This window comes from Streptomyces sp. BK79, assembly GCF_044142145.1.
Taxonomy (GTDB): Bacteria; Actinomycetota; Actinomycetes; order Streptomycetales; family Streptomycetaceae; genus Streptomyces.
In genome coordinates this window covers 1-20,697 of the sequence record NZ_JBHVOC010000047.1, presented here as the reverse complement: position 1 = coordinate 20,697, position 20,697 = coordinate 1, and the positions used below count along the sequence as shown (strand labels likewise).

Sequence of the window (20,697 nt, the reverse complement as noted above, 5' to 3'; positions counted from 1 at the left end):
ACCACCGAGGAACCCGTCGTCGTCGCGGCGCACTTGACCGCCCGTGGGACCGACGAGGTACCCATGATCCTCCGCGAGGTCGTCCGCGTACCCGTCGCGTCCACGAGCGGCGAGCGCGACGCGGCAGCCGAGCTGCGGCTTCAGCTCGACGGGGCCACACCACAGGCGAGGGAAAGGATCCTCGGCAAACTGGTCCGCTCGCATGTCGCCGCGGTCCTCGGACACGCGAGCGCGGACCACATCGACATGGGCACCGGCTTCATGGCCATGGGCCTGGACTCGCTGGCCGCCGTGGAGCTGCGGAACCGGCTCGGCAAGGCCACCGGCCTCGACCTGCCCGCCACGCTGTTGTTCGAGCACCCGACCCCGCGCGACCTGACGCAACACCTCGACGCCGAAGTGCCCCGCGCCGAGGACGAGACGACGCCATCGCAGGAAACGGCCGCGGACACGGAGACGAGTGTCCTGGACACGCTTGAGTCGGCATCGGCCGACGACGTCCTTGATTTCATCCGACGGGAGTTCGGGCGCTGACCATGACCGACAACACGTTGCTCGACAACCTCAAGTGGGTTACCGCCGAACTGCACCAGACGCGCCGGAAACTGCGCGACGCCGAGGCCGCGGCCGGTGAACCCATCGCCATCATCGGCATGGGCTGCCGCTACCCCGGCGGTGTACGCGCTCCCGAAGAGCTGTGGCGGCTGGCCGAACGCGGTGCGGACGCGATCACGGACTTCCCCACGGACCGAGGCTGGGACCTGGACGGCCTCTACGACGCCGATCCCGAGCACATGGGCACCTCCTACGTGCGGCGCGGCGGCTTCCTGCACGACGCGGCCGAGTTCGACGCGGAGTTCTTCGGCATCTCCCCGCGCGAAGCGGTGACGATGGACCCGCAGCAGCGGCTGATGCTGGAGGTCGCCTGGGAGGCGCTGGAGCGGGCGGGGATCGATCCCGAATCCGCACGGGGCAGCCGTACCGGCGTCTTCGCCGGGATGATGTACCACGACTACAGCGGCCTGCTGGAGCGTGCTTCCGAGGAGTACGAAGGGTTCTTCGGGAACAGCACGTCCGGCAGCGTGGTGTCCGGCCGGATCGCTTACGAACTGGGGCTGGAAGGCCCTGCCGTCACCATCGACACCGCCTGCTCGTCGTCCCTCGTCGCGCTGCACCTGGCATGCCAGGCGCTGCGCAAGGGCGAGTGCTCCATGGCGCTCGCCGGTGGTGTGACCGTGATGGCCACGCCACGGCCCTTCATCGACTTCAGCCGGCAGCGCGGGCTGGCCCCCGACGGGCGGTGCAAGTCGTTCGCGGACGGCGCGGACGGCACCGGCTGGTCCGAGGGCGCCGGCGTGCTCGTGGTCGAGCGCCTGTCCGACGCGCTGCGCAACGGGCACCCCGTCCTCGCCGTCGTACGCGGCTCCGCGGTCAACCAGGACGGCGCGAGCAGCGGCTTCTCCGCGCCGAACGGTGCCGCGCAGCAGCGGGTCATCCGCCAGGCCCTCGCCGACGCCGGCCTCACCGTCGCGGACGTCGACGCCGTCGAGGCACACGGCACGGGCACGCCGCTCGGCGACCCGATCGAGGCGCGTGCGCTGCTCGCCACCTACGGCGCCGAGCGCGGCGCGGGCGGGCATCCGCTGCTGCTGGGCTCCGTCAAGTCCAACATCGGGCACACCCAGGCCGCCGCCGGTGTGGCCGGTGTGATCAAAATGGTCATGGCGATGCGCCACGGCACGCTCCCCGCCACCCTCCACGTGGACGAGCCCTCCTCCCACGTCGACTGGGAGGCCGGAGGGGTACGACTGCTCACCGCAGCCGCCCCCTGGCCGGGAACGGGGCGGGTCCGGCGCGCGGCGGTGTCCGCGTTCGGCGTCAGCGGAACCAACAGTCACGTCATTCTGGAACAGGCACCCGCCGCCGCCCCCGCGAAGCCGGTCGACTCCGCGGGATCCACCGGTCCCCGCGAGGGCACCCACGAGGACGCCCGTGAAGGCGCCCACGAAGACGCCCGTGAGGGCGCCCACGAAGGCACCCGCGAGGGCGCCCACGAAGGCACCCCCCTGCCCTGGCTCCTCTCGGCGAAGACCGAGGACGCGCTGCGCGCTCAGGCCCGATCACTGCGTTCGCACCTCGACGATCACTCGGATCTGCGGCTCGGCGACGTGGCCCGCTCCCTCGCCGACAGCCGGACGGCCTTCCGGCACCGGGCGGTCCTGCTCGGCGCCGATCTCGACGAGATGCGCGAGCACCTCGATGCCCTCGCCGCGGGCACCGGCTCACCGGCACTGGTCGAGGGCATCGCCGGACCGCGCCGCGACCAGGCCGTGTTCGTCTTCCCCGGCCAGGGCGCGCAGTGGGTCGGCATGGCTCTCGAACTGCTCGACTCGTCACCGGTCTTCGCGGCGCGCATGACCGAGTGCGCCGAGGCGCTGAGCCCGTACGTGGACTGGTCCCTGCGGGAGGTCCTGACCGACGCCGAGGCGCTGGAACGCGTCGACGTGGTCCAGCCCGCCCTGTTCGCCGTCATGGTCTCGCTCGCGGCGATGTGGCGCTCGACCGGAGTCGAACCCGCCGCCGTGGTGGGGCACTCCCAGGGCGAGATCGCGGCAGCGTGCGTCGCCGGCGCCCTGTCCCTGGACGACGCCGCCCGCGTGGTGGCGCTGCGCAGCCGGGCCCTCGTGCGGCTGGCCGGGCAGGGCGGGATGGTGTCCGTGCCGCGACCGGCCGACGACATCGACCTCGCCGGGGGTCTGTCGATCGCCGCCGTGAACGGCCCCCGCTCCACCGTGGTGTCGGGCGACACGGAAGCGCTGGAAGCGCTGCTGATGTCGGACGAGCAGGCACGCCGCATCCCGGTCGACTACGCGTCGCACTCGTCGAGTGTCGAAGTCCTCGCGGACGAGCTGATCACCGCACTGCGCGACATCCGCCCCCGGGCGTCGCGGATCCCGCTGTACTCGACGGTGACCGGCGGCCTGCTGAACACCACGCGCATGGACGCCGAGTACTGGTACCTGAACCTGCGGGCCACGGTCCGCTTCGAGCAGGCGGTCCGCGCTCTCGTCGAGGAGGACTGCACCGACTTCATCGAGGTGAGCCCGCACCCCGTACTCACCTTCGGCGTCCGCGAGATCCTGGACGACGCGGGCCGGACCGGCCTGGCCACCGGAACACTGCGCCGCGATGACGGAGGCCGGACCAGGTTCCTCACCTCACTGGCGGAGCTGTTCACGCACGGCGTCACCGTCGACTGGGACGCGGTCATCGGCGGCACCACTCACCGCCACGTCGACCTGCCGACGTACCCCTTCCGGCGCACCCGGTACTGGCCGGTCGGCCTGCGCGACCGGGGCAGCGCCACGGGCGACTTCGCCGTGTCCGACCACGCCTTCCTCCACATGGCGCTCGGCCTCGCCGACGGCGACGGATTCGTCCTCACCGGACGCGTCTCGCTGGAGAGCCACCCCTGGCTCGCCGATCACACCGTCATGGACCGCGTCCTGCTGCCGGGCACCGCGCTGCTCGATCTGGCCATCAGGGCTGCGGACCAGGCGGGATGCGGACGCGTCGACGAGCTCACCTTCGAGACACCGGTGGTCCTCCCCGACGACGGTGCGCTGCAGATCCAGGTGATCGTCGCGGCGGCCGACGGCACGGGCCGCCGCTCCCTCGACATCTACACACGACCCGCCGACACCACCGACACCGCCGACCAGGAATGGGTGAGGTGTGCCGGCGGAGCCCTGGCGGCGGACCCGGGGGCGGTCCCCGGTGCGGTCCCCGGTGCGGTCCCCGGGGCGGAGCCGCCCGGTCCGGCCTCCTGGCCGCCGGCAGAGGCGGAACCCGTCGACCTCGTCGACCACTACACCCACCTGCACGACGCGGGACTCGTCTACGGCCCGGCGTTCCAGGGCCTGCGCGCCGCGTGGCGCACGCGCGACGCGGTGTACGCGGAGGTCACCCTGCCCGAGGAGACCGGAGACGGCCGGTTCGCCGTCCACCCGGCCCTGCTCGACGCCGGCCTGCACCTCGCGGGGCTCGCGGCGCCGGCCGACACGACGGCTCCCCGGCTGCCGTTCACCTGGACCGGCGTGACCCTGCACGCGGCAGGCGGGACGACGCTGCGGATACGGCTCGCGGGCTCAGGGCCCGACGCCCTGTCCCTGCTGGCCACGGACACCGCCACCGGCGCACCGGTGCTGTCCGCCGAGTCCCTGGTCGTACGGCCCGTGTCGGCGGCTCAACTCGGCACCGCCCACGACGCCACGCTGTACCACCTCGCTTGGCGACCCGCCTCGGCCGATGAGCAGGCGGCACCCCGCCCGACGTCGGAGGCTGCGGAGGACGTCGTCTTCGACGTCGATGAGGAGACCCCGCGGACGGCCGTGCACTCCGTCCTGGAGCGCCTCCAGGCCTGGCTCGCCGACGACAGGTCCGCCTCGGCCCGGCTCGTGATCGTGACACGAGGCGCCGTCGCCGTCCGGTCGGGCGAGGCACCGAGCCGCCCGGCGGGAGCCGCCGTGTGGGGCCTGGTCCGGTCGGCCGAAGCCGAGAACCCCGGATGCTTCGCCCTCGTCGACCTGGACGAGGCCGACCCGGAAGGCCACGGCCTGGCGGCGGCACTGGCCTCCGGCCAACCGCAGACAGCCGTCCGCGACGGCGCTCTCCACGTCCCGCGCCTCACCCGCCTCCCCCTGCCCACCGGACCCGACGCGACGCCGTTCGACCCCCGAGGCACCGTGCTCATCACCGGTGGCACAGGGGTACTGGGCGGCCTGGTGGCACGGCATCTGGTGACCGAACACGGTGTGCGGAACCTGCTGCTGCTGAGCCGCAGCGGTGACGCGGCCGAGGAGACACTGGAGGAGCTCTCCGCGCTGGGCGCCACCGTACGCGTCGCCGCCTGCGACGCCGCCGACCGCCAGGCCGTCGCCGCCGTCCTCGACTCGATACCGGCGGCCCACCCCCTCCGCGCGGTCGTGCACGCCGCCGGCGTGCTCGACGACGGACTGGTCTCCGCGCTCGTCCCGGAGCGCGTCGACACCGTGTTCCGGCCGAAGATCGACGCCGCGCTGGTCCTCGACGAACTCACCCGCGACCTCGACCTCGACGCCTTCGTCCTCTTCTCGTCGGCAGCGGGCACCCTGGGCGCCGCGGGACAGGCGAACTACGCCGCCGCCAACGCCTTCCTCGACGCCCTTGCCGCCCAGCGACGCGCCCGCGGTCAGGCCGCCACCGCACTGGCCTGGGGATTCTGGGAACCGCGCAGCGGCATGACCGGCCATGTCGACGAGAGCGACCTGCACCGGATCAACCGGTCGGGCATCGCCGCGCTGACGGCCGCCGAGGGGCTGGCCCTGTTCGACCGGGCACTGACCTCGGGCGAGCCGGCACTCCTGCCCGCTCGCCTCGACCTCCCGGCTCTGCGCGCGCCCGGCACCGTCATCGCGCCTGTGCTGCGTGATCTCGTGCGGGTGCCCGTACGGCGCGGTGGCGGCGACGAGGCCCTCAGCGCACGTCTGGCCCGGCTGCCTGCCGCCCAGCGCACCGACGTGGTGCTCGAACTGGTCCGGACGCGTGCTGCGGCGGTGTTGGGGCATGGGTCGGCGGTTGCGGTGGGTGCGGAGCGGTCGTTCCGGGAGGTGGGTTTCGACTCGCTGACGGCGGTGGAGTTGCGGAACGGGTTGTCGGTGGCGACGGGGCTGCGGTTGCCTGCGACGTTGGTGTTCGATTATCCGACGCCGGTGGCGTTGGCGGAGTTTTTGGTGTCGTCCTTGGTCTCGTCGGGGTCGGGGTCGGGGTCGGGGTCGGTGGCGGTTGCTGGGGTGGCCGGTCGTGGTGGGGTGGTGGCGGGGGCGGCGGATGAGCCGGTCGCGATTGTGGGGATGGCGTGCCGTTTCCCGGGTGGGGTGCGTTCGCCTGAGGACTTGTGGAGGTTGCTGAGTTCGGGCTCCGATGCCATCACCGCGTTCCCGGCGGACCGGGGCTGGGACCTCGACGCCCTCTACGACCCCGAGCGGAGCCGCCCGGGAACCACCTACGCCCACGAGGGCGGGTTCCTCACGGGAGCCGGTGATTTCGACGCGGAGTTCTTCGGTATCTCGCCGCGTGAGGCGCTGGCGATGGACCCGCAGCAGCGGCTGCTGCTGGAGACGTCGTGGGAGGCCGTCGAACGGGCCGGGATCGACCCGGCCACCCTGCGCGGCAGCGATACCGGCGTCTTCGCCGGCGTGATGTACCACGACTACGGATCCCGCCTGCCCTACGTCTCCGAGGACATCGAGGGCTATCTGGCCAACGGCACGGCAGGCAGTGTCGCCTCCGGGCGGCTGTCGTACACCTTCGGTCTCGAGGGTCCCGCGGTGACGGTGGACACGGCGTGTTCGTCGTCGCTGGTGGCGCTGCACCTGGCGGTGCAGTCGCTGCGGCAGGGCGAGTGCTCGTTGGCCCTCGCGGGCGGTGTGACGGTGATGTCGACACCCAACATGTTCGTGGAGTTCAGCCGCCAACAAGGGCTCGCACCGAACGGCCGCTGCATGTCCTTCGCCGCCGGCGCCGACGGCACGGGACTCGCTGAGGGTGTGGGTGTGCTGTTGGTGGAGCGCCTGTCGGATGCCCGTCGTAACGGTCATCGGGTGCTGGCGGTGGTGCGGGGTTCGGCGGTGAATCAGGACGGTGCGTCGAATGGTCTGACGGCGCCGAACGGTCCGTCGCAGCAGCGGGTGATTCGGCGGGCGTTGGCCGGTGCGGGGTTGGAGCCGTCCGAGGTGGACGCGGTGGAGGCCCACGGGACCGGCACCAGGCTGGGCGACCCGATCGAGGCCCAGGCGTTGCTGGCCACCTACGGGCAGGACCGTGAGGTGGAGCGGCCCCTGCTGCTGGGCTCGGTGAAGTCGAACCTGGGTCACACGCAGGCGGCCGCGGGTGTGGCGGGTGTCATCAAGATGGTGATGGCGATGCGCCACGGTGAGCTGCCCGCGACGCTTCACGTGGACGAGCCGTCGCCGCATATCGACTGGTCTGCGGGTGACGTACGGCTGCTGACGGAGCGGACGCCGTGGCCGGTGGCGGGTCGTCCGAGGCGGGCGGGTGTGTCGTCGTTCGGGATCAGCGGGACCAACGCGCACGTGATTCTGGAGCAAGGGCCTGCGGTTGTGGCGGAGGATGCTGCGCTGGAGTGGTCGGGGCCGGTGCCGGTGGTGCTGTCGGGCCGGACGGGTGCGGCGGTGGTGGAGCAGGCGGCGCGGTTGCGGTCGTTTGTCGCCGAGCGGCCTGATGTGTCGGTGGTGGATGTGGCTGCGGCGGCTGTCCGGCGCAGTGTGTTCGATCACGGCGTGGCGTTGGTGGTGGAGGACCGGGCCGGACTGCTGCGGGAACTGGACGCAGTAGCCGCTGGTGCGGGCGTGGTGGTCGGGAATGCAGGCCGGGTCGCGTTCCTGTTCGCGGGGCAGGGGGCGCAGCGTGCCGGTATGGGACGCGTGCTGTATGAGCGGTTCCCGGTGTTCGCGCGGGTGCTGGACGACGTGCTCGATCGGCTGGGGGTGCGTGAGGAGTTCTTCGGTACGGACGCCGCTGTGTGGGAAGGAACGGGTGTCGCTCAGCGGGTGTTGTTCGCCTTTGAGGTGGCGCTGTTCCGGCTGTGGGAGTCGTGGGGTGTCGTGCCCGACGTCGTCGCCGGCCACTCGGTGGGGGAGATAGCTGCCGCTCATGTGGCGGGTGTGTTCTCGCTGGAGGATGCGTGTGTGCTGGTGGGGGCACGTGGCCGGTTGATGCAGGAGCTTCCGGCCGGTGGCGTGATGGCGGCGCTGGAGGCGTCCGAGGACGAGGTCACCCCGCTGCTCGACAACCTGGCGGGTGTATCCCTCGCGGCTGTGAACGGGCCCACGTCGGTGGTCGTATCCGGTGAGGCGGAAGCGGTGGAACAGGTCGTGGCCTCCCTGCCGGGGCGGCGTTCACGGCGGCTGAAGGTCAGCCACGCCTTCCATTCCCCCTTGATGGAGCCGATGCTCGATGCCTTCCGTGAGGCGGTGTCCGGGTTGTCGTTCCGGACTCCGGAGCGGTTCCGCTTCGTGTCGACGGTGACGGGCGGGCCGGTGGTGGAGGAGATCGCCACGGCGGAGTACTGGGTCGAGCAGGTGCGGCGTGAGGTGCGGTTCGCCGACGCGGTGTCCTGTCTGCATGCCGATGGCGTGGAGACGTTCGTCGAGATCGGTCCGGATGGCGTACTGAGCGCCATGGGGCCGGAGATCGTGGACGACGGACGCACACTGTTCGTGCCCTCCGTCCGCCGTGACCGGGACGAGAGCGCGTCTGTGATGACCGCGCTCGGCCAGGCTCATGTGCGGGGTGCGCGGGTCGACTGGCAGGCGGTGTTCGGTCGTTCGGGGCCGTCGGGGCTGGAGCTGCCGACGTATGCCTTCCAGCACCAGCGCTACTGGCTCGCGAGCGACGGTTCCCGCGCCGGTGACCTCAGTGCCGCGGGACTCGACGCCGCCGACCACCCGATCCTGGGCGCCGCTGTCGAACTGCCCCAGTCCGGCGGACACCTCTTGACCGGACAGCTGACCACGAACGCCGACGGATGGCTGGCGGATCACCAGATCCGGGGTGTCACCCTCGTACCGGCCACGGTGTTCGTGGAACTCGCGCAGAGGGCCGCCGATGCGGTGGGCTGCGGGCACATCGCGGAACTGACGGTGGAAGCGCCGCTCGCGCTGCCCGAGCAGCACCGCGTGACGGTGCAGGTGACCGTCTCCGACGAGGAGACGGGGACGGGGGACCGCGCGTTCACCGTCCATGCCAAGCGGGACGGTCAGGAATGGATCCGGCATGCTTCCGGCCTGCTCGCCGCTGGACTCCCCGATGTGCCGGCCGGCTTCGGCACGGAGTGGCCGCCGCGCGACGCCCAGCCGGTGGACCTTGACGGTCACTACCGGCAGCTGGCCGACGACGGATTCGCCTACGGTCCCGCCTTCCAGGGGCTGCGAGCAGCATGGCGCCGCGGCTCGGAGGTGTTCGCCCACGTAGAACTCCCCGAGGAACCGGGTGCCGGACGGTTCGGACTGCACCCCGCACTGCTCGACGCCGCATTCCACGCCTGGCACGCCGACGGCGCGGAGGGGCCCGGCAGGCTGCCCTTCAACTGGCGTGGTCTCGGCCTCTTCAAGGAGGGCGCCCGGGAACTGCGGGTTCGGCTGACGCCGGTGGGTGAGGACGCGGTCGCGCTCGTCGCGACGGATGCCGAGGGCGTACCGGTTGTCGCGGTGGAGTCCCTGTCCTTCCGCCCCGTGTCGGACGATCAGCTGCGTGACGCCCGCCGGAGCGGCACGGACTCGCTTTTCCGCATCGACTGGCAGCCGGTCGCCACTCCCGTACGACGGAGCGACGACCACCAGGTGGTCCGATGTGTGAGCGACGAGCCGGCCGCGCGTACCGCGGAGGCGGTGCGCTCCGTCCTGAACGGGGTGCTGGCAACCGTTCGGGAGTGGCTGGCGCGTGACGACCGCGCCGCGTCCGAGCGCCTCGTCGTCGTCACCCGGGGCGCGGTTGCGGGCAACGCTCTCGACGGCAGCCATGTGGATCTCGCCGGTGCCGCGGTATGGGGGTTGATCCGTTCCGCGCAGGCGGAGCATCCCGACCGGATCGTGCTGGTCGACACCGACACCGACACCGATGCCGCTGCCGATGGCGACGACGCGGTCGGGTCGGCGGTGGCGACCGGCGAGCCGCAGATCGCCGTACGCGGCGGGTCCCTCTACGTACCCCGGCTGGTCCGTGCCGCGGCCGAAGCCGACGCGGCCGGCTGGGACCCGGAGGGGACCGTGCTCATCACCGGGGGCACCGGCATGCTGGGAGCCGCGACAGCCCGGCACCTGGTCATCGAGCACGGTGTACGACACCTGCTGTTGGCCAGCCGAAGCGGTGACGCCGGGGACCTCGTCGAGGAACTGGCCGCGCACGGCGCGGAAGTGACGGTCGCGGCCTGCGACGTCGCCGACCGCGAGGCCCTTGCACGACTGCTGGCCGCGATTCCGGCCGACCACCGGCTGACCGCCGTGGTGCACACGGCCGGCGTGGTCGATGACGGCGTACTGGACGTGCTGACCGACGAACGCCTCGACACCGTCCTGCGCCCGAAGGCCGACGCCGCGTGGCTGCTGCACGAACTCACTCGGGACCTGGATCTCGACGCGTTCGTGCTGTTCTCCTCCGTCGCGGGGACTCTGGGCGCCGCGGGGCAGGCGAACTACGCCGCCGCCAACGCCTTCCTCGACGCCCTGGCCCACCACCGTCGAGGGTTGGGGCTCCCGGCCACGTCCATCGCATGGGGGCTGTGGAATCCCACGGGTGGTATGGCAGGCCGTCTGGGCGAGGCCGAGCTGGCACGGATGCGCCGGGCCGGCGTCAGCCCTCTCGGTGTCGAGGAGGGCATGGCACTCTTCGACGCTGCTCTCGCCTCGGCCGACCCGACGCCCGTGGCCGCGAAACTGGACGCCGCTGCCCTGGGACGTCACACCGGGACGGGCTTCGACGGAGCGATACCGGCGCTGCTGCGCGCTCTGGTACGACCGGCCGCCGGGCGCCGCGATCGTGGAGCGGCCTCCGAAGGGACCGACCTCAAGCACCGATTGGTCGCGTTGTCCCCGGCCGAGCGGCAGGACGTGGTCCTCGATCTCGTACGTCGCCGTGCTGCGGCGGTGTTGGGGCATGGGTCGGCGGTTGCGGTGGGTGCGGAGCGATCGTTCCGGGAGGTGGGTTTCGACTCGCTGACGGCGGTGGAGTTGCGGAACGGGTTGTCGGTGGCGACGGGGCTGCGGTTGCCTGCGACGTTGGTGTTCGATTATCCGACGCCGGTGGCGTTGGCGAAGTTTTTGGTGTCGTCCTTGGTCTCGTCGGGGTCGGGGTCGGGGTCGGTGGCGGTTGCTGGGGTGGCCGGTCGTGGTGGGGTGATGGCGGGGGCGGCGGATGAGCCGGTCGCGATTGTGGGGATGGCGTGCCGTTTCCCGGGTGGGGTGCGTTCGCCTGAGGACTTGTGGCGGCTGCTGAGTTCAGGCTCCGATGCCATCACCGCGTTCCCGGCGGACCGGGGCTGGGACCTCGACGCGCTCTACGATTCCGACCCCGAGCGGCCAGGTACCTCGCATACCCGCGAGGGTGGGTTCCTGCACGGCGCGGGTGATTTCGACGCGGAGTTCTTCGGTATCTCGCCGCGTGAGGCGCTGGCGATGGACCCGCAGCAGCGGCTGCTGCTGGAGACGTCGTGGGAGGCCGTCGAGCGGGCCGGGATCGACGTGACGACGCTGCGCGGCAGCGACACCGGCGTCTTCGCCGGCGTGATGTACCACGACTACGCGTCGGGGTTGTCCACTGTGCCCGAGGAACTGGAGGGATACCTGGCCAGCGGCAGTGCCGGCAGTGTCGTCTCGGGCCGGCTGTCGTACACCTTCGGTCTTGAGGGGCCTGCGGTGACGGTGGACACGGCGTGTTCGTCGTCGTTGGTGGCGTTGCATCTGGCGGTGCAGTCGTTGCGTCAGGGTGAGTGTTCGCTGGCGTTGGTCGGTGGTGTGACGGTGATGTCGACTCCGGCGGCGTTCGTGGAGTTCAGCCGGCAGGGCGGGCTTTCGCCGGATGGGCGGTGCAAGGCGTTCGCGGCCGATGCTGACGGCACGGGGTGGTCCGAGGGTGTGGGTGTGCTGTTGGTGGAGCGTCTGTCGGATGCCCGTCGCAATGGTCATCGGGTGTTGGCGGTGGTGCGTGGGTCGGCGGTGAATCAGGACGGTGCGTCGAATGGTTTGACGGCGCCGAATGGTCCGTCGCAGCAGCGGGTGATCCGGCGGGCGTTGGCCGGTGCGGGGTTGCAGCCGTCCGAGGTGGACGCGGTGGAGGCCCACGGGACGGGCACCAGGCTGGGCGACCCGATCGAGGCGCAGGCGTTGCTGGCCACGTATGGGCAGGGTCGTGAGGTGGAGCGGCCGCTGTTGCTGGGTTCGGTGAAGTCGAATCTGGGTCATACGCAGGCGGCTGCGGGTGTGGCGGGTGTCATCAAGATGGTGATGGCGATGCGGCACGGGGTGCTGCCCGCGACGCTTCACGTGGACGAGCCGTCGCCGCATATCGACTGGTCTACGGGTGACGTACGGCTGCTGACGGAGCGGACGCCGTGGCCCGAGGTGGACCGTCCTTGGCGGGCGGGTGTGTCGTCGTTCGGGATCAGCGGCACCAACGCGCACGTGATCCTCGAAGAGGGTCCTGAGCTTGCGGATGTGGCGGAAGATGCTGCGCCGGAGTGGTCGGGGCCGGCGCCGGTGGTGCTGTCCGCTGCGAGTGAGGTGGCGTTGCGGGCGCAGGCGGGCCGGCTGGTGCCGTTGGCGGGGGATGTTCCGGTGGCGGTGCTGGGTCATGCGGTGGCGACGACGCGTGCGGTGCTGGAGCACCGGGCGGTAGTTGTGGCCGGCGATGAAGCCGAACTCCGTCAGGGTCTCCAGGCGTTGGCGACGGGCGAGTCCCGGGCCGATGTGGTCGTCGGGAGCACGATGCCCGGTGGTTGGGCGTTCCTGTTCGCGGGGCAGGGGGCGCAGCGGATCGGTATGGGACGCGTGCTGTACGAGCGTTTCCCGGTGTTCGCTCGGGTGCTGGACGACCTGGTCGAGCGTCTGGGCGTGCGTGAGGAGTTCTTCGGCACGGATGCGGTGGTGTTGGAGGGGACGGGTGTCGCTCAGCGGGTGTTGTTCGCCTTCGAGGTGGCGCTGTTCCGGCTGTGGGAGTCGTGGGGTGTCGTGCCCGACGTCGTCGCCGGCCACTCGGTGGGGGAGATAGCGGCTGCTCATGTGGCGGGTGTGCTGTCGCTGGAGGATGCGTGTGTGCTGGTGGGGGCACGTGGCCGGTTGATGCAGGAGCTTCCGGCTGGTGGCGTGATGGTGGCGCTGGAGGCGTCCGAGGACGAGGTCACTCCGCTGCTCGACAACCTGGCGGGTGCGTCCCTGGCGGCGGTGAACGGGCCCACGTCGGTGGTCGTATCCGGTGAGGCGGATGCGGTGGAAGAGGTCGTGGCCTCTCTGCCGGGGCGGCGTTCACGGCGGCTGAAGGTCAGCCACGCCTTCCATTCCCCCTTGATGGAGCCGATGCTCGATGCCTTCCGTGAGGCGGTGTCCGGGTTGTCGTTCCGGACTCCGGAGCGGTTCCGCTTCGTCTCCACGGTGACGGGCGGGCCGGTGGTGGAGGAGATCGCCACGGCGGAGTACTGGGTGGAGCAGGTGCGGCGTGAGGTGCGGTTCGCCGACGCGGTGTCCTGTCTGCATGCCGAGGGTGTGGAGACGTTCGTCGAGATCGGACCCGATGGCGTACTGAGCGCCATGGGGCCGGAGATCGTGGACGACGGACGCACGCTGTTCGTGCCCTCCGTCCGCCGTGACCGGGTCGAGAGCGCGTCCGTCATGATCGCGCTCGGCCAGGCTCATGTGCGGGGTGCGCGGGTCGACTGGCAGGCGGTGTTCGGTCGTTCGGGGCCGTCGGGGCTGGAGCTGCCGACGTATGCCTTCCAGCACCAGCGCTACTGGCTGGAGAGCCCGGTCGGCGCATCGTCGGCGGATCCGGTCGACAGCGAGTTCTGGGACACGATCGAGCGTGCGGATGTGGACGCCTTCGCCGCCACGCTCCAGCTTGAGCAGGATGCCTCGTTGGGCTCGGTACTCCCCGCCCTCTCCGCCTGGCGTCGACGCCGGCACGAGACCGCGCGGACGGACGATCTCCTCTATCAGGTCGCCTGGCGCCCCGTGCCCGACCAGGGCACCGGCGTGCTGACGGGAGCCTGGCTCCTGGTGACGGCGCCGGATGACGAGGAGCGGTGGCAGTGGGTCGCCCGTGCGCTGACCGACCACGGGGCTGAAGCGATTCGGATTCCCTTCACCACCACCACGGCGCTGGAGGCCGCTCTCGCCGACATCGGCCACGTGCGGGGCGTGCTGTCCCTCCTTCCGCTCACCGCCGACCTTGAGCCCGGGCTGCCGACCGGTGTGGTCCGCACCCTGACTTTGTTCCGTGCGCTCGGTGAGCTGGGTGTCGAGGCGCCCCTGTGGAGCGTCACCTCGGGGGCGGTGTCAACGCGCTCCGGTGAGACGTTGATGCGGCCGGATCAGGCAGCGGTTTGGGGATTCGGGCGCGTAGCGGCGGTGGAGCATCCCTCGCGGTGGGGCGGGGTGATCGATCTGCCGTCGGCTCCTGACGACTGGACCGCCGAGCGACTGATCGCGGTACTGGCAGGGACGGTCGACGGGGACGAAGTGGCCGTCCGCCCCGCAGGGGTCTTCGGACGTCGCCTCACGCCCGTACGTGCCCAGGGCGGCACGGCTCTCGTGGGCCTGCGACCGCGCGGTACAACGCTGGTCACCGGTGGGACCGGGGTGCTCGGTGCGGCCGTGGCACGCCAGTTCGCCGAGCAGGGGGCGGAACATCTGCTGCTGACGAGCCGGAGCGGCAAGGCGGCGCCGGGTGCGGCAGAGCTGGAGGCCGAACTGGTCGCGCTCGGCGCGCGGGTGACCGTGGCCGCCTGCGATGTCGCGGACCCCGAGGAGCTCGGTCTGCTGCTGAGTTCCGTTCCGGCGGAGTTCCCGCTGACGGCCGTCGTGCATGCGGCCGGGGTCCTGGACGACGGTGTGATCGACGCGATGACGGCCGAGCGCTTCGACGCGGTGTTCAGGCCCAAGGTCAACGCCGTCTGGAATCTGCACGAGTTGACGCGGGACCATCGGCTGGACGCGTTCATCGTGTTCTCGTCGTTGGCCGGCACGGTGGGCTCGGCTGGTCAGAGCAATTACGCGGCGGCGAACGCCCTGCTGGACGGTTTCGCCGAGTACCGCCGCGGACGAGGACTGCCCGCGACCAGTCTCGCGTGGGGCCCCTGGGCGGACGGAGGCATGGTCGACCGCGCCGTACGGGACCGCCTCTCCCGGAGCGGTGTTTCACCCTTGTCCTCGCGGCAGTCCGGTGACGCGCTGCGGCGCGTGCTCGACCTCGGTCTGACCACCGCGACGGTCACCAGGACGGACTGGGACCGGTTCGCCATGGCCCTGGCAGCGTCTCGACCCGCCCACCTGCTCAGCGAGCTGACGGACGCCGCGGTGACGAGGAGCGAAGGTGACCCGGCAACACCCGGCCTGTCCCGCAGGCTCGCCGGTCTCTCCGACACCGAAGCGCGGCGAGTGGTGCTGGAGACGGTACGAGCTGAAGCGGCCGTCGTGCTCGGGCACGCCACGCCGGACAGGCTCGACTCGGAACGGTCGTTCCGCGAACTCGGCTTCGACTCCCTCAGCGCGCTGCAACTGCGCAACGCCCTGGGCAAAGCCACCGGGATCCCCCTGCCCGCGACCGTGGTCTTCGACTACCCGAGCCTCAGCGCACTCGTCGATCACCTGCTGCCCCAGCTCGCGGAGACCCCGGAGACCGGAGTTCCGGCGGTGGGTGCGGGTTCGGTCTCGGCTCACGTCGACGAGCCGATCGCGATCGTGGGGATGGCGTGTCGTTTCCCGGGCGGGGTGCGCTCGCCGGAGGATCTGTGGAGCCTGCTGAACTCGGGCTCCGACGCCATCACTCCCTTCCCGACCGACCGGGGCTGGGACCTCGACACGTTGATGGCCGCCGCTCAGTCCGATGCGTCCTCCGTGTACGAAGGCGGCTTCATCGAGGACGTCGCCGGGTTCGACGCGGAGTTCTTCGGTATCTCGCCGCGTGAGGCGCTGGCGATGGACCCGCAGCAGCGGCTGCTGCTGGAGACGTCGTGGGAGGCCGTCGAACGGGCCGGGATCGACCCGGCCGCCCTGCGCGGCAGCGACACCGGGGTCTTCGCCGGCACCAACGGCCAGGACTACACGGCCTTGCTGCGCGAGACGACGCGGGAGCTGGAAGGCCACGCGGCCACCGGCGCCGCCGCATCGGTGGTCTCGGGTCGGCTGTCGTACGCGTTCGGTCTTGAGGGGCCTGCGGTGACGGTGGATACGGCGTGTTCGTCGTCGTTGGTGGCGTTGCATCTGGCGGCGCAGTCGTTGCGGCAGGGTGAGTGTTCGCTGGCGTTGGTCGGTGGTGTGACGGTGATGTCGACTCCGGCGGCGTTCGTGGAGTTCAGCCGGCAGGGCGGGCTTTCGCCGGATGGGCGGTGCAAGGCGTTCGCGGCCGGTGCCGATGGCACGGGGTGGTCCGAGGGTGTGGGTGTGCTGTTGGTGGAGCGTCTGTCGGACGCCCGGCGTAATGGTCATCGGGTGTTGGCGGTGGTGCGTGGGTCGGCGGTGAATCAGGACGGTGCGTCGAATGGTTTGACGGCGCCGAATGGTCCGTCGCAGCAGCGGGTGATTCGGCGGGCGTTGGCCGGTGCGGGTTTGGAGCCGTCCGAGGTGGACGCGGTGGAGGCTCATGGGACGGGCACGAGGCTGGGTGATCCGATCGAGGCGCAGGCGTTGCTGGCGACGTATGGGCAGGGTAGGCAGGAGCCTCTGCTCCTGGGTTCGGTGAAGTCGAATCTGGGTCATACCCAGGCGGCTGCGGGTGTGGCGGGTGTCATCAAGATGGTGATGGCGATGCGCCACGGTGAGCTGCCCGCGACGCTTCACGTGGACGAGCCGTCGCCGCATATCGACTGGTCTACGGGTGACGTACGGCTGCTGACGGAGCGGACACCGTGGCCCGAGGTGGACCGTCCTTGGCGGGCGGGTGTGTCGTCGTTCGGGATCAGTGGCACCAACGCGCACGTGATCCTGGAGCAAGGGCCTGGCCACGGTGAAGAGGCGTCCCAGGACGACGAGCAGTCGCCTGTCCTCGAAGGGCCGGTCACTGTCCCTGTCCCTGTCGTGCTGTCAGGCAAGAGCGCGGGGGCACTGAGGGCGCAGGCTGCTCGGTTGCTGGCGTTCGTCGACGACGGGCGTGCGGTGTCTCTGACCGACCTCGCGTATGCACTGGCGACGAGCAGGGCAGTGCTGAACCACCGCGCGGTCGTCCTGGCAGACGGTGCGTCGTCGCTCCGCGCCGGTCTCACGGGGCTGGCGAACGGTGATGCCGTCGAGCATCTGGTCGCGGGCACGTCGGGGACGGCGGGCCGGGTCGGCTTCCTGTTCGCGGGGCAGGGTGCGCAGCGGGTTGGTATGGGGCGCGGGTTGTATGAGCGGTTCCCGGTGTTCGCGGGGGTGCTGGACGACCTGCTCGATCGGCTGGGGGTGCGTGAGGAGTTCTTCGGCACGGATGCGGCTGTGTTGGAAGGGACGGGTGTTGCTCAGCGGGTGTTGTTCGCCTTCGAGGTGGCGCTGTTCCGGCTGTGGGAGTCGTGGGGGGTGGTGCCCGACGTCGTCGCCGGCCACTCGGTGGGGGAGATCGCTGCCGCTCATGTTGCGGGTGTGCTCTCGCTGGAGGATGCGTGTGTGCTGGTGGGGGCGCGTGGCCGGTTGATGCAGGAGCTTCCGGCTGGTGGCGTGATGGTGGCGGTGGAGGCATCCGAGGACGAGGTCACTCCGCTGCTCGACAATCTGGCGGGTGCGTCCCTGGCGGCTGTGAACGGGCCCACGTCCGTGGTCGTGTCGGGTGAGGCGGATGCGGTGGAGCAGGTGGTTGCTGCTCTTCCCGGGCGGCGTTCACGGCGGCTGAAGGTCAGCCATGCCTTCCACTCGCCGTTGATGGAGCCGATGCTCGACGCCTTCCGTGAGGTGGTGTCCGGGTTGTCGTTCCGGGCTCCGGAGCGGTTCCGTTTCGTCTCCACGGTGTCTGGTGGTCCGGTGGTGGAGGAGATCGCCACGGCGGAGTACTGGGTGGAGCAGGTGCGGCGTGAGGTGCGTTTCGCCGACGCGGTGCGTTCGCTGCATGCCGAGGGTGTGGAGACGTTCGTCGAGATCGGTCCTGATGGCGTACTGAGTGCGATGGGGCAGGGTGTCGTGCCCTCGGGAGTGTTCGTGCCCTCCGTACGCCGCGACCGTGACGAGAGCGCGTCTGTGATGACCGCGCTCGGCCAGGCTCATGTGCGGGGTGCGCGGGTCGACTGGCAGGCGGTGTTCGGTCGTTCGGAGCCGTCGAGGCTGGAGCTGCCGACGTATGCCTTCCAGCACCAGCGCTACTGGCTGGAGAGCCCGGTCGGCGCATCGCAGGCGGACCCGGTCGACAGCGAGTTCTGGGACACGATCGAGCGTGCGGACGTGGACGCGCTCGCCGACGCGTTGAACATCGCGCCGGCGCAGCAGGCCGCCTTGGCCGAGGTCATGCCGGCGCTGGCGGAGTGGCAGCGCGATCACCGGGAGCAGAGCGCGACCGCGTCTTGGCGCTACAAGGACGCCTGGCACCGTGTCGCCCGTGCGGAGCTGCCCGTCCGGCTGACCGGCCTCTGGGTGGTGGTGACCGGGGAAGCGGACGCGGCCCACGACACCGTCGTCCGGGCACTGGAAGGCTGCGGCGCGAAGGTGCGTCGGGTGGATGCGGCGGACCGTCCGGGACTCGCCGAGCGACTTCGTACGGTGTGCGACGAGACGGCTGTCAGCGGCGTCGTGTCCGTCCTGTCCTGGGACCTGCGTCCCGACCCCGCTTCACCCGAGGAGCTCACGACCGGCCTGACCGGCACGCTGAGCCTCGTACAGGCACTCGGTGACGCCGAGGTCACGGCACCGCTGTGGTGTGTGACCCGCGGTGCGGTCGGGGCGCACCCGGACGACGAGCCGGTGCGGGCGGAGCAGGCTGCGGTGTGGGGTCTCGGCCAGGTGGCCGCGGTGGAGCACCCGGACCGGTGGGGTGGTCTGATCGACCTTCCCGCACGGACGGCCTCGAACGTCGACGGCGCCGAGGCGGCGCGCCTGGCCGAGATGCTCGCCGACGTCACTAACGGCGTGACGTACGAGAACCAGCTGGCGATCCGTCCGTCCGGCGTGTTCGGCCGTCGGCTCGTGCCCGCCCCGCCAGCACGGCGCCGCCGTGACCGGCGACGTCTCAGCGGTACGGCGTTGATCACCGGTGGTACGGGGGCGCTGGGCTCCCATGTCGCGCGCTGGGCGATCGAGGAGGGAGCCGAGCACGTCGTGCTCGTCGGCCGGCGTGGGCCGGCCGCGCCCGACGCGGCCCGCATCGAGGCGGAACTGACGGCCATGGGAGCCGAGGTCACCCTCGTCGCCTGCGATGTCGCGGACCGCGACGCACTGGAACGGCTCTTGGCGCGGATGCGCGAGACACATCGACTGACGGCCGTGATCCACGCCGCAGGCACGCTCGACGACGGAGTCATCGACGCCATGACGGCGGAGCGCTTCGCCGCCGTCATGCGGGCGAAGGTGCTCGGTGCCCGCAACCTGAACGAGCTGACCGCCGAACTGGACCTGGACGCCTTCGTACTGTTCTCCTCCGCGTCCGCCGCGATCGGGGCAGCGGGCCAGGCGAACTACGCCGCGGCCAACGCCGCCCTGGAGGCCGTCGCCGCACAGCGCCGGGCCGAGGACCGCACGGTGACCCTGATCGCGTGGGGTCCGTGGGCAGACGGCGGAATGGCCGACAGCGCGGTCGTGGCGCGCCAGCTACGCCGCAACGGCATCACTCCGCTGCCCGCAGAGGGGGCCCTGTCCGCCCTGCGCCAGGCGTGGGAGGGCGAGGAACCGAACCTGACAGTGATCGATGTCGACTGGGAGAGGTTCGCGGCCGTGGCGTCGCCGACGGCGCGGCCCGCCCCGCTGTTCGGTGAGCTCTCCGCCGTACGGTCGGCGTGGACCCACGACGACAGCGAAACGCTCTCCGGCGTGGCGGCGCAGTTGTCCGGCGCCTCGGCAGCCGACCAGACGCGCATCCTGCTGGCTCTCGTCCAGGAGCAGGCCGCGGCCGTACTGGGACACCAGGACCCGGGCACCGTGCGTCACGACCGCGCCTTCGGCGAGCTCGGCTTCGACTCGCTGACCGCGGTGGAGTTCCGCAACCGCCTCGTCACTGCCACCGGACTCGCCCTGCCGACGTCCCTGGTGTTCGACCACCCGACACCGACGGCACTGGCACGCCAGCTGCGCGACCAGTTCGGCGCGCGCATGACGGACGCCGACGCCGACGCCGACGCAGTCCGGGCCACTGTGGAGTCGGCTGCCGGTCAGCCGGTCGCGATCGGCACGTCCGCCGACGAACCGATCGTCATCGTGGGGATGGCGTGCCGCTTCCCGGGCGGAGTGCGTTCGCCGGAGGACCTGTGGGAGTTGGTACGGACCGGCGCGGACGTCGTCTCCGACTTCCCGGCCGACCGGGGCTGGGACCTCGACGCGCTTTACGACCCCGAGCGGAGCCGCCCGGGAACGACCTACTCCCGCCAGGGAGGATTCCTGCACGACGTCGCCGACTTCGACGCCGAGTTCTTCGAGATCTCGCCGCGTGAGGCGCTGGCGATGGACCCGCAGCAGCGGCTGCTGCTGGAGACGTCATGGGAGGCCGTCGAACGGGCGGGCATCGACCCCCGAGCGCTGCGCGAGAGCCAGACCGGCGTGTTCGTCGGAACCAACGGCCAGGACTACGCCACCCTGCTGCGTCAGCCTCCCGAGGAACTGGAGGGATACGCGGGTACCGGCTCCGCAGCCGCCGTGTTCTCGGGCCGGCTGTCGTACACGTTCGGTCTTGAGGGGCCTGCGGTGACGGTGGATACGGCGTGTTCGTCGTCGTTGGTGGCGTTGCATCTGGCGGCGCAGTCGTTGCGTCAGGGTGAGTGTTCGC

The 20,697-nt window shown here is 71.2% G+C and carries 2 protein-coding genes; both read left to right on the top strand.

Annotated features, from left to right (window positions below; all coding sequences use genetic code 11):
- Positions 1-534 (top strand): acyl carrier protein (locus ACFIF2_RS35195; protein WP_395577366.1); only part of this gene is annotated, 534 nt, incomplete at its 5' end.
- A gap of 2 nt (positions 535-536) precedes the next feature.
- Positions 537-20,697 (top strand): type I polyketide synthase (locus ACFIF2_RS35190; protein WP_395577365.1); only part of this gene is annotated, 20,161 nt, incomplete at its 3' end.